Here is a 15,428-nt window from a genome sequence, read left to right on the forward strand (position 1 = left end):
GCCTTGGGGCAGCCGCCCGTCCTCCCGCACAAGCACTCTAGTGGCAGCCGGGGCGGCGGAACGGCCGGCGCCGCCCGCGTCACCCACCGCGTCGACCGCCCGCGCGGGCCGCCCCGTCCGGCACCGCCGCGGCGCGCGACCGCCATCGCGACCGCCATGCCGAAGAGGGCCACATGACCGCACCGACGTCCAGCGTCATCACCCTGCACATCAACGGAGAACCCCACACCCTCACCGTCGACCACCGCACCACCCTGCTCGACGCCCTGCGCGAACGCCTCGGGCTGACCGGCACCAAGAAGGGCTGCGACCACGGACAGTGCGGCGCCTGCACCGTCCTCCTCGACGGCCGCCGCGCCCTGGCCTGCCTCCAGCTCGCCGTCGCCACCGAGGGACGCGCGGTCACCACCGTCGAGGGCGTCGCCGACGGCGACCGGCTCCACCCCGTCCAGCAGGCGTTCCTCGAACTCGACGGCTACCAGTGCGGCTACTGCACCCCCGGACAGATCTGCTCCGCCCTCGCCGTCCTGGAGGAGCACGCCGCCGGCTGGCCCAGCGCCGTCACCGCCGACCTGCGGCCCGAGGCCGGCCCGCCCGCCCTCACCGACGACGAGATCCGCGAGCGGATGAGCGGCAACCTGTGCCGCTGCGCCGCCTACCCGGCGATCGTACGGGCCGTCGCGCGCGCCGCCCAGGAACGCCCGGGGGAGTCCGGGACGGTGGCGGCATGAGGGAGTTCCACTACCGGCGCCCCGCCCGCGTGTCCGACGCACTCGCCCTCCTCGGGACCGACCCCGGGGCCCGCCCGCTCGCCGGCGGCACCAACCTCGTCGACCTCATGAAGACCGGCGTCGAACGGCCCGCCCTCCTCGTCGACCTGCGCGACCTCCCCCTCGACCGCATCGAGGCCACCCCGGACGGCGGCCTGCGCATCGGCGCCACGGCCACCAACAGCGACCTCGCCGCCCACCCCGACGTGCGCCGCCGCTACCCCGCCCTGGCACAGGCCGTCCTCGCCGGCGCCTCCGGGCAGGTGCGCATCATGGCCACGGTCGGCGGCAACCTGCTCCAGCGCACCCGCTGCGGCTACTTCACCGCCCCCGCCACGACCACCGCCTGCAACAAGCGCGCCCCCGGCAGCGGTTGCGCCGCGATCGCCGGCGAACACCGCAACCACGCCGTCCTCGGAGCCACCGAGCACTGCGTCGCCGTGCACCCCTCCGACATGGCGGTCGCTCTGACCGCCTTCGACGCCACCGTCACCTACGAAACCGCCGACGGCACCGGCGAGTTGCCGCTCGCCGGCCTCTACCGGCCCGTGGGCGGCACCCCGCACCTGGAAACCGCGCTGCCCACCGGCGCGCTGATCACCGGCGTCGTCCTGCCGCCCGCCCCGGTCGCCGCCGCCTCCCGCTACCGCAAGGTCCGCGAACGCGCCTCCTACGCCTTCGCGATCGGCTCGCTCGCCGCCGCCCTCGACGTCCGGGACGGCACCGTGCGCGACGTACGCCTCGCCTTCGGCGCCGTCGCCTCCCACCCCTGGCGCGCCCGGCGGGCCGAGCGCGCCCTGACCGGAGGACCGGCCGACGCCACCGCCTTCGCGGCCGCCGCCGACGCCGAACTGGCCGCCGCCCGGCCCCTGCCCCACAACGGCCACAAACTGCCGCTGCTGCGCACCCTGGCCGTCGCCGTCCTGACGGAACTCGCCCAGGAGGCCGCCCGATGACCACCGCGACGACCCCGCCCCGCCCCGCCACCGGCGCCGTCGGCACCTCCCACATCCGCCTCGAGGGCCGCGACAAGGTCACCGGCGCCGCCCGCTACGCCGCCGACTTCCCGGCCGACGGCCTCGCCCACGGCTGGATCGTCGTCTCCACCGTCGCCCGCGGCCGCATACGCTCCGTCGCCGACACCCCCGTCCTCGCGATGCCCGGCGTCCTCGCCGTCCTGCACCACGGCAACGCCCCCCGCCTGAAGGAGGACTTCTCCGGCACCTTCGGACCCGACGCCACCACACAGATCCTCCAGCACGACCGCGTCCCGCACGCCGGCTGGCCGGTCGCCCTCGTCGTCGCCGAGACCCCCGAACAGGCCAGGGAGGCCGCCGAGTCGCTCACCGTCACCTACGCCACCGAACCGCACGACGTCGACTTCCGCCCCGGCCACCCCGCCGCCTACACCCCCGAGGCGCGGCCCGTCCGCCCCGCGGCCGCCGAGAAGGGCGACGTCGAGGCCGAACTCGCCGCCTCCGACGTCGTGGTGGACGCCCGCTACACCACCGCGGAGGAACACCACAACCCCATGGAACCACACGCCGCCCTCGCCCACTGGGACGGCGGACGGCTCGACGTCGTCGACACCACCCAGGGCGCCCACGCCACCGCCCAGGACCTCGCCCGGCTCTTCGGCCTCGACCCGGCCGCGGTGCGCCTGCGCTCCGAGCACGTCGGCGGCGGCTTCGGCTGCAAGGCCCAGGTCCGCGCGCACCTCGTCCTCGCCGTCATGGCGGCGACCCTGCTCGCCCGGCCCGTCCGCGTCGCGCTCACCCGGGCCCAGACCTTCACGCTCATCGGCCACCGCAGCGCCACCGCCCAGCGCGTCCGGCTCGGCGCCGGCGCCGACGGGCGGCTGCGCGCCCTGGAGCACACGGCGCTCAGCGCGACCTCCACGGTCCAGGAGTTCGTCGAGACCAGCGCCGCCTACGGGCGTTCCCTGTACGACGCGCGCGGCCACCGCACCGTCGACAGCGTGGTGCCCCTCGACATCCCCACCCCGACCTACATGCGCGCCCCCGGCGAGGCCCCCGGATCGTTCGCGCTGGAGTGCGCGCTCGACGAACTGGCCGAGCGCTGCGGCATCGACCCGATCGTCCTGCGCGGCCGCAACGAACCCGCCGTCGGCCCCGTCTCCGGGCTCCCGTTCGCCGGACGCCGCCTGCTCGACTGCTTCGCCGAAGGGGCCCGCCGCTTCGGGTGGGACGGGCGCGACCCGCGGCCCGGCGTCCGGCGCGACGGGCGCTGGCTCGTCGGCACCGGCACCGCGGCCGCCACCTTCTTCGCGGGCGCCTTCCCGGCGACCGCCTCCGCGACCGCCCACCCCGACGGCACCTTCACCGTGCGCATCGCCGCGGCGGACATCGGCACCGGGGCGCGCACCGCCCTGACCCAACTGGCCGCCGAAGCCCTGGAGGTGACGCCCGGCCGCGTGCGCCTGCTCATCGCCGACAGCGACTTCGGCGCCGCCTGGGTGGCCGGCGGCTCCATGGGCACCCGCTCCTGGGGCTGGGCGGTCACCCTCGCCGCCCGCGACCTGCGCGAACGCCTCGCCCTCGGCGGCGGCGTCCCGGCGGACGGGCTCACCGTGCGCTCCGACACCACACAGGCCGTCGGCGCCCTCGCCGCCCGCGAACGCCACTCCTACGGCGCGCAGTTCGCCGAGGTCGCCGTCGACCCGGGCACCGGCGAGATCCGCGTCCGGCGCATGCTCGGCGTCTTCGCCGCCGGCCGGATCGTCAACCCCCTCACCGCCCGCAGCCAGCTGACCGGCGGCATGATCTGGGGCCTGTCCATGGCCCTGCACGAGGAGGCCGTCCGCGACACCGCCTCCGGCACCCTGGTCAACGCCGACCTCGCGGGCTACCACATCGCCGCCCACGCCGACGTGCCCGCCGTCGAGGCGGACTGGCTGGACGACCCCGACCCCGAGGACCCCGTCGGCATCAAGGGCATCGGCGAGATCGGCGCCGTCGGCTCCGCCGCGGCGATCGCCAACGCCGTCTGGCACGCCACCGGCGTCCGCCACCGGAACCTGCCCATCCGGCCCGACCGGGTCCTGACGGCGGAGCGCGACCGTGCTGGACATCGCTGAGGAACTCGTCCAATGGGCCGCCGAGGGGCGGGACTTCGCCGTCGCCACCGTCGTGGCCGTGAGCGGCAGCGCCCCCCGCGGGCCCGGCGCCGCCCTCGCCGTGGACGGCGCCGGGCGGGCGGCCGGCTCGGTCTCCGGCGGCTGCATCGAAGCGGCCGTCCACGACCTGTGCGTCCGGGCCCTGGAGGACGGCACGGTCCTGCGCGAACGCTTCGGACCCAGCGACGACGACGCCTTCGCCGCCGGCCTCACCTGCGGCGGCACCATCGAGGTCGTGGCCGCGCCCTTCCCGGCGGCCGCACCGGGCCGGGACGTGCTCGTCCGCGCGCTCACGGCGGCCGCGCGCGGCGAGGCGGCCGCCCTGGCCCGGGCCGTCCGCGGCCCGGCCGGACTCCTCCACGGCGCCCTGCTCGTCCGGCCCGACGGCACGTACGACGGCGGCCTCGGCGGCCGGCCCGCCCTCGACCGCACGGCCGCGGCCGAGGCGCACGCCCTGCTCCGCGCCGGACGCACCGGCACCGTCGACCTGTCGCCGGACGGCACGCTCTGCCCCGGCGGGCTGACGCTCCTGGTCGAGTCCGTCCCCGAACCGCCCCGCCTGATCATCTTCGGCGCGGTCGACTTCACGGCGGCCCTGGTACGGATCGGCGCGTTCCTCGGCTACCACGTCACCGTCTGCGACGCGCGGCCCGTCTTCGCCACGGCCGCCCGCTTCCCCGGGGCGGACGAGGTCGTCGCCGACTGGCCGCACCGCTACCTCCGCGGCACCCCCACCGACGAACGGACCGTGCTGTGCGTCCTGACCCACGACGCCAAGTTCGACGTACCCCTGCTGCGGGTCGCCCTGCGGCTTCCCGTCGCGTTCGTCGGCGCGATGGGCTCGCGCCGCACCCACGAGGACCGGGTCCGGCGGCTGCGCGAAGCCGGCGTCGGCGACGGGGAACTGGCCCGGCTGCGCGCCCCCGTCGGCCTGGACCTCGGGGGACGCACGCCCGAGGAGACGGCCCTGTCCATCGCGGCGGAGATCGTCGCCGCCCGCCACGGCGGCACCGGCCTCCCGCTCACCGGCACCCGGACCGCGATCCACCGCACGCCCGCCGAACACCCTGCCGGGCAAAGGTAGTTGAGAGTGCTGGAAAAGTCGGATGCGCACCGCCGGGCCGCGTGGTACCCAGATGGCCATGAACGATCTTGAGACGGAAAGGCTCGTGCTCCACCCCCTGACCGCCGACGAGGCCCGGCGCCTCGTGGCCCGCCGCCCCGCGCCCGGCGACCACTGGGCGCCCGGCTACCCCACCGACGGCGACGTGGAGTCGGCCACGGACTTCCTCAACCACTGCGCCGCCACCGGCGATCCGCAGCCGTTCGGGGACTACGAGATCCGCCGGCGCCCCGACGGCCTCGTCATCGGCAGCCTCGGCTTCCACAGCCCGCCCGACGCGGACCGCACCGTGACCATCGGCTACGGCCTCGTCGAATCGGCCCGCGGCCGGGGCTACGCCACCGAGGCCCTGCGCGCCCTGCTCGCCCTCGCCCGCGACCACGGCGTCACCCGCGTCAAGGGCGACGCCGACCTCGACAACATCGCCTCCCAGCGGGTCATGGCGAGCGCGGGCATGCGGCCCGCGGGGGAGGACGACCGGGTCAAGTACTACGAGATCGCCTGGCCCGGCACCGTCCCGGCGGTCGGTGCCTGACACGCCCGCGAGCGGCCCGGGGCGCGGCACCGGGCCCCGCACCACCGCCGCGGCGGCCGGGGGCGGGCTCGGCTCGGGCCTCCCCCGCTCCGGAGCGGCGGGTTCGCCGGGGGGCGGCAGGTGCTCTGCGACGACCCCGCTCGGTGAGGCGGCGGACCGCTCGCGCGGCTCCCGCCGGGCCCGCGGCGGGAGGACGGGGCGGGCCCGGACCCGCGCCGCCCCCGGCCGGGCCGGCGTCACTTCTTCGGCGGCTTGATCCACCCCTTCTTCACCAGCTCGTCGCAGTGCCACTTCGCGTGGGCCGGCGTCTCGTGGTTCTTCTTCGCGGCGGCCAGGCAGTCCGCGTACGGGTAGGGCGGCTGGTCGCCGACCGGGGCCCGCCGGACCGGGGCCGCCGCGGCCGCCGCGACCGTCGTCGCCGCGACCGCGCCGAACGCCATCGCCGCGGCCATCATGAGCGTCGTCCAACGCACAGCATTCCTCCTGATGTGGTCGATTGATCCCTGCTCGTCCTCGTTCAACGAGCCCGGCCCGGCGAGGGAACGCCCGCGCCGCGGCCAGGTGGCCCGTCCCCGGGCCGCGCCCCCGCGCAACCGCTGTGGCGCCGCACCGACTTCGTCCCGCCCGCGGGTGCGGAGATCTACCGGCGCGCTCGAATCCCCGTGGTGCGCAAGGGCGGTTGCCCCGGTGGGGGGTGGCGGGCTCGCCGGGTCCGGCGGGCGGGACGGCCGTGCTGGGCGTGCCGGGCCCGCCGGGCGCGCGACCGTGCCGGCCGCCGGGGGAGTGCGGCGGGGGGACGTACGCGGGGACGTACGTGAGGACGTACGCACGCGGCGTCAGCCCGGCCCGTCCCGCCCGTCCCGCCCCTCCCACCCGCCCTGCTCGTCCCGCCCGCCCCCGGCGGCGCCCCTCCCCGCCCCCATGTCCTGCTGGAAGAGCCGGTACAGCCACCACAGCGACGGCACCAGCAGGAACGCGCCCACGCCCAGGCTCGCCAGACAGGCGGTCAGCACGGCCGGGTGCGAGGCCGTCGCCGCGACCGTCGTGTCCGGCACCAGCATCAGCGGATACTGCGCCGCGCCCCACGCCCACAGGACCGCCGCCACCGCCACCGCGGCACTCGCCCGCGCCACGATGTACCGCCGACGCACCAGCAGCACCATCCCCACCAGCCCGCCCACAGCACTCAACAGCACCAGCGGCAGCGCCCGGTGGGTGAGCCCGGTGAACAGCCGCGGCGCGTCCGCGTGCAGGACGGCGATGCCGGCCACCGCCACCACCCCGCAGGCGGCGCCCGAGGCCAGGGCCCGCCCGCGGAAGGCCCCGGCCAGCTCCGGCCGGCCCTCCCGCAGCGCGTCCGCGCACAGGTAGACGGCCGAGAGATGTGCACAGGCCAGCACCGCGAGCACGCCGCCGAGCGCCGAGGTGGGACTCACCCAGCTCGCCACGGGACCGCCGGCCGCCAGCCCGGGCGGGACGCGGCCCGACGCCACCGCCCCCGCCACCGTGCCCAGGAAGAACGGGGTGACGACCGACGAGACCGCGAAACACGCCCCGAACAGCCGGCGCGCCGCCAGTCCCGTACTCGCCTTGCGGAACGCGAACGCCGCGCCCCGGGCGATGATGCCCAGCGCGGTGAACGTCAACGGCAGGTACAGCGTGGAGAGGACGGCGGCGAAGACCGGGGAGAAGCCCGCCCACAGCAGCACCACCACGAAGATGATCCAGACGTGGTTGGCCTCCCAGACCGGCCCGATGACGTGTTCGATCAGCCGGCGCTGCGGCAGGCCGCGCCGGCTGCCCCCGGCCAGCAGGTCCCACAGGCCCGCCCCGAAGTCGGCCCCGCCGAAGAGCGCGTAGCACGTCAGGCCCAGCCACATCACGGCCAGCAGGGCGTCGGCGAGCATCGTCGGTCCCTCCTCACACCACCGGGTAGTCCTCGACGTCCCGCTCCTGCGGTGCGACGGGTACGGGCCGTTCGGTGGCCATCCGGCGCAGCACCACGACGGTCGCCGCCGTCATCGCCGCGTAGACCACCAGCACGAGCCACAGCCCGGTCATCAGTCCGGGCGCGGGGTTGACCGCCTCGCGGACGGTCATCAGCCCCTGGACGATCCACGGCTGGCGGCCGAGTTCGGTCACGCACCAGCCGCACTCCAGCGCGACGACGGCGGCCGGACCCGTGAGCACGGCCAGGAGCAGGAACGCCCGGCCGCCGCGCCCGGCCAGCGGGTCGCCGCCGCCCCTGCGCCGGGCCCGCCACCACGCGCACAGCAGCCAGACGCCCATGAGCAGCAGGAAGAACCCCGCCGCCACCATCAGGTCGAACGCCCAGTGCACCCCGGTCACCGCCGGCCGCCGCGCGGGCGGGACCAGGTCCAGACCGCGGACGACCGCGCCGGGGCTGTCCCCGATCAGCAGCGACAACCCGCTGGGGATCTCCAGCCCGTACCGCAGCCCGTCGGCCCCCGCCACGCCGCCCAGCGTCAGCGGCACATGGCCGCCGGTGCGGAAGACGCCCTCCATCGCGGCGAGTTTGACGGGCTGGTTGGCGGCGACGAAGCGGGCCGCCCAGTCGCCCACCACGATCTGGAACGGGGCGACGGCCGCGCCGAGCACGAAGGGCACGAGGAAACCCGCCCGCTGGTAGGCGGACCTCCGGCCGCGCAGCAGCGCGCAGGCGTGGACGCTCGCCGTCAGGAAGGCGGCGACCATCAGCGCGGCCAGGATCATGTGGACGGTCTGCGGCGGGGCCGCCGGGTTGAGCATCGCGGCCCACGGATCGACCGCGGTGATCCGCCCCGCGCGCACCGTGAAGCCGCTCGGCTGGTTCATCCAGGCGTTGGCGCAGACGACGAAGAACGCGGAGGCGACGCCCGCGACGACGACGGGCACGCCGGTCCACAGGTGGACGCGCGGCGGCAGCCGGTCCCAGGCGTACAGATAGATGCCCAGGAAGATCGCCTCGATGAAGAAGGCGATCCCCTCCAGGGCGAACGGCAGCCCGATGACCTGCCCGTAGCGCCCCATCAGCCCGGGCCACAGCAGGCCGAGTTCGAAACTGAGGATCGTGCCGGAGACGGCGCCCACCGCGAACAGCACCCCCATCGCCCGCGCCCACCGCCGGGCCAGCAGCCGCAGCACCGGATCGCCCGTGCGCAGCCCGCGCCACTCGGTGACCAGCGTCAGCAGCGGCAGCCCGACGCCCAGACACGCGACGACGATGTGCCAGGCCAGCGAGAAGCCCATCTGCGCCCGCGCCGCGGCGAGGTCGCCGGGCGACGCGGCCGCCGCGAGGAGCCGGTGAACGGCGTCGGTGAGCATGGCGCCTGAGGTACCCCGCGGGCGCGCGGCGGTAACGACGCGCCGGGCAACAGGGTGCCGCGACCGGCGCGGAAAAGGCGTCGCGGGGCCGGTGAGGCGTCCCTAGGCTGTGACGCATGGGTTCTCTGTGACAGCCGGGCGCGCAGCCGCGTCGGGCCCCCGACTCCGCCGCTGACGCCTTCCTCCACGCACCTCCGCACCCGCCGCCGATTCCCACACCACGGGTCCGGTGCCGGTTGAGTGAGATCGACTTCCGAGAACGGAACGGGCGGCCGGGGCCCCTCAGCGGACCGTTTTCGATAGCGGATCGGCCTGGCCGAGCAGCTCAGCGAGCGGAGTCCGGGCCGGTAACAGGCAACGGCTGCACCGGAGATACGTTTGCGGGACCGGCCCCGGACACAGCTGACCGGGGTGATCCCCCGCCGGGACCAGGCCCGGGCACCGCCGCGGTCGTGCCGCCTGCGGCCAGGGCCCGCGACCCCGCCGACCGAACCGTCACCGTTGCCGAGGACAGCAAAAGCCCTTGCCCGCCCTCGCCGACCATGGAAGAGCGGAATGTTGTCTGCGATCTCGCAGACCCACTCACGGTGAGGAACGACAGCCAATGATCTCGGCGTCCCGAAGCGGCCGCCGTCGGCACTGAGCAGCCCGTTGCCCAGCGGTCATCGGCCTCCTCCTGCCACGCCCGTCCCGCACGGCGGCCCCACGATGCGGTGCCCCCGCACCATCACTCTTCTCCGCCCGAGTTCAACTGGGTTCGCCTTGGGCTCACCCCGAGATCCGCGCGCGCCCGATTCACCGGCGCGCGCCTGACGCTGCGCGCCGGGCGCCCCGACACGCTCCGGGCGGCCTGACGGCCGGGGTGGGGACAACCCGAGCAAGGGGAGGGGTACGCGCCGGATGGCCCCGGCGCGTACCGCCCGGGACGCTGGGATCATGAAACAGCGACGCCTCACCGCCGCCCTGACCCTGCTGCTCTCCCTCGGCGCCACGGCCCCCGCCCTCGCCGCCCCGGCCACTGCCCCGGCCCCGGCCCCGGCGGCCGGCAGCGCCGCCCGGACCGGCGAGCGCGCCGACGACCGCGTCGTCCGCGCCGTCGAACGCGCCGCCCACCCCCTGCGCTCCACCGATCCCTCCGCCCCGGACGACGACCTGCGGGCCCTCGACCGCATGATCGGCGACGCGCGCGTGGTCGGCATCGGCGAGGCCACGCACAACTCCCGCGACTTCTTCACCCTCAAACAGCGCGCCTTCCGCCACCTCGTCCGCGACCGGGGCTTCCGGACCTACGCCCTGGAGGCCCCCTGGAGCACCGGCCTGCGGCTCAACGACTACGTCCTGCACGGCAAGGGCGACCCGCGGCGCATCATGCGCGAGGAGTTCCAGGACGCCTACCTCTTCTGGAACACCCGCGAATACCTCTCCCTCCTCACCTGGATGCGTTCCTGGAACCGCGCCCACCCGGACGACCCGGTCCGCTTCATGGGCAACGACGTCTCCTGGGCCGGCCCGGAGCTCTACGACCGCGTCCTCGACCACGTCCGCACCACCGACCCCGCCGCGCTGCCCCGCCTCGCCGAGCTCTACCGCGGCCTGCGCCCCGACGCGCCCACCGGCCCGTACATGCGCGCCTACCTCACCAAGCCGCCGGCCGAGCGGCGCGCCATGGCCGAACGGGCCGACCGCGCCCTGGAGTTGGTTCGCTCGCTGCGGCCGGGGCGCGGCCGCGCGGCCGCCGAGGCCCAGCGCTGGGCCGTGCAGAACGCCCGGGTCGTCCAGCAGAGCGCACGGCAGTACGCCTTCGACCTCACCGCGGAGAAGGACATCGCCGCCGCCATGCGCTTCCGCGACCGGACGATGGCCGCCAACACCGCCTGGTGGCAGGAGGAGACCGGCACCAAGGTCCTGCTCTCCGCCCACAACGGCCACGTCCAGTACGAGACCGACGACCCGGCCCACTACCCCCGGACGCAGGGCGCCTACCTGCGCGACCACTACGGGCCCCGCTACGTCAACGTCGGCCTCACCTTCGGCCGGGGCTCCTTCAACGCCGTGGGCGCCGACGACGCGATGCTCGACCGCAACGTCCGCCGCGTCACCGTCGGCCCGGACGCCCCCGGCAGCAACGGCGCGACCCTGGACCGCGCGCACGTCGGCGCCGGCGCCGGCTACCTGCTGGACCTGCGGACCGCCCCGGCCCCGGCCCGCGACTGGCTCCGCCAGGCCCGTCCCACGCGCAACATCGGCACCGCCTACCCCTGGCCCGAAGGCCAGGTCGCCCTCGCCCGCTCGTTCGACGTGCTGATCCATCTGCACCGGGTGGAGGCGGCGGACCGGTTGCCCTCCGACTGAGGCGGGACGGCCCGCCCCTGGCCAACGGGCCGCCCCTCCCGCAGAATCGGATCATGGAATCCACCGTGCGCGTGCGGAACGGCGAGATCTGGGCGGACGACACCGGCGGCGACGGTCCGCCCCTCGTCCTCCTCCACCCCGGAATCGCCGACTCGGGAGTCTGGGACCGGGTCGTCCCCGAACTCGCCCCGCACCACCGGGTGATCCGCTACGACGCCCGCGGATACGGCCGTTCGCCGGCGCCCACCGCCGCGTACTCCCAGGCCGAGGACCTCGCCGCGGTCCTCGACCACTTCGGGCTGGACCGCGCCGCCCTGGCCGGCACCAGCATGGGCGGCGCCACGGCGGTCAGCCTCGCCCTCGACGCCCCGGACCGCGTCACCGCCCTGGCCCTGTTCTGCCCCGGCGTCACCGGCCGCCCCGACCCCGACCCGCCCGCCCTGACACAGGAGATCGGCACCCTCGCCCGCGCCGGCGACATGGACGGCCTGGTCGCCCTCGCCCTGCGCACCTGGGCCGCCGCCGGCACCGCCCCCGACGCCAAGGCCGCCGACTTCGTCCGCCGTGCGATCCCCGCCTGGTTCACCACCCACCCCCACCAGGTGCCCGACGCCCCCGCCTACGACCGCCTCCCCGCCCTGCGTCCCCCCTGCCTCATCGCCATCACCGGCCTCGACCAGCCCGAAGTCGTCCGCTGCAACGAGCAGATGGCCGCCCGCATCCCCGACTGCCGCGTCGTGCGCCTGCCGGACTGCGATCACCTGCCGTCGCTGCGGGAGCCGGGGACGGTGGCGCGCCTGATCCTGGAGGCGTGCGCGAGGGGGCGCGGCGGCGTGTGAGGAGGGCGCCGGCCATCGCGTCGTGGTGACGTACGGCACGAAGCCGCATGGTTTGTGCGCGTGGGGGATCCGGGACGGTCCCTCTGGTCCGCGCGCAAAGGAGCACACGGGCGCGGTGACCGGTTCCCGGTGCCGGTGAGGGGCCGTGCCGAGCGGGTGCCGAAGGCGGCCGTGTGCACCTGCGATTCACTATTTTTTGCATCTGCATGTGCAGAGTCGGGTGAGGTTGGGAAAACCCCTTTCCCGCATGACCGGCGGGACGGACTGGTGCCTTGCTTTCAGCAGTCGCTGTCCACGGGTGGTGGAATGGTGAATTACTGTAGTGCCGTCGCGTATTGATCGGCCACGATCGGTTTATGCCCTGGAACTGCACGGGTTTTGCGCCCTGTTGCGCCCGAGAGGATACATACTCCGCACTTCCTTGCCTTCCTCCGGGCGGCGGGGTGGAGTGCGCCTCTCCGGCGGAAAGCCTGCGCTTGCAGGAGGAGAAAGGCGTTTTCTCTTCTTCTTGGCTGACGCGAACGCGAATTTGTTATCGTGGCGCGGTAGTTGGCAGGAGATGCCACGACGAAAGGTGGCCCCGGGCCCTACCCCGGGGCCACCTCCTCTCGTGAACGACCCCCGAAAGGATGCGCATGTCCACGAGTCATCGCCGAGGCCGTAGCAGGACGCCCTCGGCTTCACGTCAGTCAACCATGCCTCCCCCGCGGACAGGGGAGCACCTCCCCTGCCCCTGCGAGATCACCCTGCATCCGGACGGTGTCTGGCTGGTGATCCTCGCCCTGCTCCTGCTCCTCGGCCACCCGCCGTTGGCCGAGTTCCTCGCGCAGGTCCTGGGGAGTGCCTTATCGCCGGGCCGCGCTCCGGCCGTCCCGCCGCGGATCTGACTCCGGCACGGCCGCCTGCGGTGGGCGGCGGGGTGCCGTTGCCCACCGTTCGCGGGCGCGTGGCGTGCGTCCGCGTGGTGACTGAATCCACTCGCCTCCCCTCCGGCCCTCCGTCCGGGGTCTACCGCGGGGCACGGCCGCCTCCCTACCATGGGCGGCTTCATGCCGTGGCCGACAGCGACCGGAGGGGGACGGGATGGCCGGCGGAGGGCGGGGGGAAGCTCGCGCCATTGACGTGAACACACCGAGCGTGGCGCGCATGTACGACTGGTTGCTCGGGGGAGTGGAGAACTACCTCTCCGACCGGACGGCCTGTGCGGAGCTCCTGGAGATCGTGCCCAGCTCCCGGGCGCTGGCCCGCGACAACCGCTCCTTTCTGCGCCGCGTCGTCAAGAGCCTGGTCCACGACCACGGGGTCGAGCAGTTCATCGACCACGGCTCGGGCCTGCCGACCCAGGAGAACGTCCATCAGGTGGCCCAGCGCATCGAGCCGGACTGCCGCGTGGTCTACGTGGACAACGACCCGATCGTCCTCGCCCACGGCCGTACGACGCTGGACGAGAACGCCAACACCGCCGTGATCGACGCCGACATGCGTGACACGGACGAGATCTTCGACCACCCCGACACCGGCCGGCTCATCCGGCCCGGCCGCCGGACCGCCGCCCTGTTCGTGTCCGTGCTGCACTGCCTGCCGGACACCGGAGACGAGCGCGACCCCGCGGCCGTCGTCCGCCGCACGGCGGCGCGCCTGAGGGAGCTGGGCCCCGGCAACCTCATGGTGATCTGCCAGCTCGTCAGCGACGACCCCGCCGTCCGGCGGGAGGTCACGGACCTCATGGCCCGGAGCACGCACGGCAGGTGGGGGCGCGTACGCCGGCGCGACGAAGTGCGCGCGTACTTCGAGGGATTCACGGTGCTCGACCCCGGCCTGGTCGACGTCGTCGACTGGCGGCCGGAGAGCCCCCCGCCCCCGGAGCACCGCCGGCCCAAGGAATGGGCCGAGTGGGGCGGGGTGGCGCGGCTCTAGGCGTCACCGGCCGTCCCGCGTTCCAGCCTGCGGTACCGGTCGATCGCCTTCCGCAGGCGGGTCTCGCTGTCCTCCCGGTCCGCGGCCGCGCCGCTGAGACGGTTCAGCACATGGCGGTACTGATCGATCTCCTTCGGCCGCGTGAGGTAGCGCGCACTGTCGATGTGCTCGACGTAGACCAGCTCGGGCGGCCCGCCGTCGTCGAAGAACAGATGGGTGATCGGATACAGCGGCACGGCGTCGGCGGCGCGGTCGGACGGCACGATCCGGATGTTGATGTGCGGGCGCCGGCCGATCTCCAGGAGGTACTGGAACTGCTCACGCATCACCGAGGGGCTGCCGACGAGCCGGTACAGCACGGCCTCGTCCAGGAGGGCGACGACCCGGGGCCGCCCGTTGGCGAACATCGCCTTGCGGCCCTGGCGGAGGTCGACCCGCCGCTCGACGGCCGCGGCCGGCTCGCCGTGCATGGCGGCCCGGACCAGCACCCGTGTGTACTCCGGGGTCTGGAGCAGACCGGGGACCACATGCGTCTCATAGGTGTAGATCTTCTCCGCCGAACCCTCCAGGCTGATCAGCCGCTTGAGGAAGTCGGGGGTGACGTCGGTGTAGTGCTTCCACCACTCCTCGTTCCGCGTCTGCCGCAGCAAGTCCTCGGCGTGGGCGTAGAGTTCGGCGGTGACGCGGTAGTGGTGGAGCAGGTCGTGCACGTCCCGCTCCTTGGGAGGGCTCTCCCCCCGCTCCAGCCGGCTCACCTTCGACACCGAGCCCCGGATGACCGGTGCCACGTCCTTGAGGCCCAGCCCCCGCTCCTGCCGGAGCCGGCGCAGCAGGTCGCCCAACAGCCGTGGCGACGCGGCGCGTTTGGGATCGGCGGCCGGGCCGGTCACCGAAGCGCCCGGAGGCGTGCCGGGCCGGGGGACGGCGGACATCCGGACTCCCGCTCGGAGCTGACAGGGTCAGCTCCCAGGATGGGGCCTGGACGTCCGCCGATCCACCTTTGGCCTGAACTTAGGGGATCAGATGGTCAAGTGGTCGAACTCGGAGCCCTTGGCCCCCGCGAGGAAGGCGATCATTTCCTCCCGGGTGTAGACGAGCGCGGCACCGCCCGGGTGGCGGGAGTTGCGCACGGCCACCTGCCCGCCGGGCAGCTTCGCCAGCTCGACGCAGTTCCCCTGTCCCACGCTCCCGCTGCTCTTGACCCACTCCACTCCGGTGATGTCGCATGCCGGCATGCCGTTGTCGAACACCATGCGGTGACCTCTCCTTCGGTCGATTCCTTCAGTCGATGGCCGCGCACTGCGCCGGGCCGCCGTTTCCCATATGCAATTGCATGGGCCGGCGGTGCTGAGAATGCTAGGCGCCGGCCCGGGCGCGGTGGTGTCCCTCGAAAGTGTGTGGTTAGGACGCGTGTCACGGGGATCGGTCCTCC

The 15,428-nt window shown here is 74.7% G+C and carries 14 protein-coding genes; 9 read left to right on the forward strand and 5 right to left on the reverse strand.

Translation table 11 applies throughout. The features are described 5' to 3' along the window. Positions 1-173 precede the first annotated feature (173 nt). From AC230_RS21705 to AC230_RS21725, 5 genes are read left to right on the forward strand one after another with little or no spacing between them, the layout of a single operon-like run. Positions 174-731: a 2Fe-2S iron-sulfur cluster-binding protein gene (locus tag AC230_RS21705; RefSeq protein WP_049717988.1), complete on the forward strand. Its 558-nt coding sequence runs from the start codon at positions 174-176 to the stop codon at positions 729-731. Further along, positions 728-1,726, forward strand: a complete 999-nt coding sequence (locus AC230_RS21710) for an FAD binding domain-containing protein (protein WP_049717989.1) — start codon at positions 728-730, stop codon at positions 1,724-1,726. The genes AC230_RS21705 and AC230_RS21710 overlap by 4 nt, the downstream gene beginning before the upstream one ends. Further along, entirely contained in the window at positions 1,723-3,867 is a 2,145-nt protein-coding gene (locus AC230_RS21715) for a xanthine dehydrogenase family protein molybdopterin-binding subunit (protein ID WP_049717990.1), read from the forward strand. Before AC230_RS21710 ends, AC230_RS21715 begins: the two co-directional genes overlap by 4 nt. After that, complete coding sequence (locus tag AC230_RS21720; protein ID WP_049717991.1) at positions 3,851-4,990, forward strand: XdhC family protein; 1,140 nt, start codon at positions 3,851-3,853, stop codon at positions 4,988-4,990. The genes AC230_RS21715 and AC230_RS21720 overlap by 17 nt, the downstream gene beginning before the upstream one ends. Positions 4,991-5,048: 58 nt before the next feature. Then, a complete protein-coding gene (locus AC230_RS21725; protein WP_049718078.1) occupies positions 5,049-5,564 on the forward strand; it encodes a GNAT family N-acetyltransferase in 516 nt (171 codons plus the stop codon). Between the two features lie 236 nt (positions 5,565-5,800). Here the strand turns inward: AC230_RS21725 and AC230_RS21730 are convergent, their stop codons facing one another. The 3 genes from AC230_RS21730 to AC230_RS21740 all read right to left on the reverse strand — a co-directional run bounded on the left by AC230_RS21730 (position 5,801) and on the right by AC230_RS21740 (position 8,888). After that, a complete protein-coding gene (locus tag AC230_RS21730; protein ID WP_157868638.1) occupies positions 5,801-6,037 on the reverse strand; it encodes a hypothetical protein in 237 nt (78 codons plus the stop codon). A gap of 363 nt (positions 6,038-6,400) precedes the next feature. Next, on the reverse strand, positions 6,401-7,471 hold the full coding sequence (locus AC230_RS21735; RefSeq protein ID WP_049717993.1) for a cytochrome d ubiquinol oxidase subunit II: 1,071 nt from the start codon (positions 7,469-7,471) through the stop codon (positions 6,401-6,403). 13 nt (positions 7,472-7,484) lie between these two features. Then, positions 7,485-8,888, reverse strand: a complete 1,404-nt coding sequence (locus tag AC230_RS21740; protein ID WP_049717994.1) for a cytochrome ubiquinol oxidase subunit I — start codon at positions 8,886-8,888, stop codon at positions 7,485-7,487. Between the two features lie 936 nt (positions 8,889-9,824). On the opposite strand from AC230_RS21740, the gene AC230_RS21745 reads away from it, so the two are divergent. The 4 genes from AC230_RS21745 (at position 9,825) to AC230_RS21760 (ending at position 13,996) form a co-directional block, all read left to right on the forward strand. Further along, a complete protein-coding gene (locus AC230_RS21745; RefSeq protein ID WP_049718079.1) occupies positions 9,825-11,240 on the forward strand; it encodes an erythromycin esterase family protein in 1,416 nt (471 codons plus the stop codon). Between the two features lie 53 nt (positions 11,241-11,293). Beyond that, the gene (locus AC230_RS21750) at positions 11,294-12,079 is read left to right on the forward strand and encodes an alpha/beta fold hydrolase (RefSeq protein WP_049717995.1); all 786 of its coding nucleotides are present in this window, start codon (positions 11,294-11,296) and stop codon (positions 12,077-12,079) included. A gap of 695 nt (positions 12,080-12,774) precedes the next feature. Then, positions 12,775-12,966: a hypothetical protein gene (locus tag AC230_RS21755; RefSeq protein WP_049717996.1), complete on the forward strand. Its 192-nt coding sequence runs from the start codon at positions 12,775-12,777 to the stop codon at positions 12,964-12,966. A 196-nt stretch (positions 12,967-13,162) separates the two neighbouring features. After that, on the forward strand, positions 13,163-13,996 hold the full coding sequence (locus AC230_RS21760) for an SAM-dependent methyltransferase (protein WP_049717997.1): 834 nt from the start codon (positions 13,163-13,165) through the stop codon (positions 13,994-13,996). Here the strand turns inward: AC230_RS21760 and AC230_RS21765 are convergent. Together AC230_RS21765 and AC230_RS21770 are read right to left on the reverse strand one after the other, a co-directional pair. Beyond that, the gene (locus tag AC230_RS21765) at positions 13,993-14,928 is read right to left on the reverse strand and encodes a helix-turn-helix domain-containing protein (protein WP_053161324.1); all 936 of its coding nucleotides are present in this window, start codon (positions 14,926-14,928) and stop codon (positions 13,993-13,995) included. The genes AC230_RS21760 and AC230_RS21765 overlap by 4 nt on opposite strands. An 87-nt stretch (positions 14,929-15,015) precedes the next feature. After that, on the reverse strand, positions 15,016-15,249 hold the full coding sequence (locus AC230_RS21770) for a DUF397 domain-containing protein (protein WP_049717998.1): 234 nt from the start codon (positions 15,247-15,249) through the stop codon (positions 15,016-15,018). Positions 15,250-15,428: the final 179 nt, after the last annotated feature.

Origin of the sequence: Streptomyces caatingaensis (assembly GCF_001187435.1) — a bacterium.
Lineage (GTDB): Bacteria > Actinomycetota > Actinomycetes > Streptomycetales > Streptomycetaceae > Streptomyces > Streptomyces caatingaensis.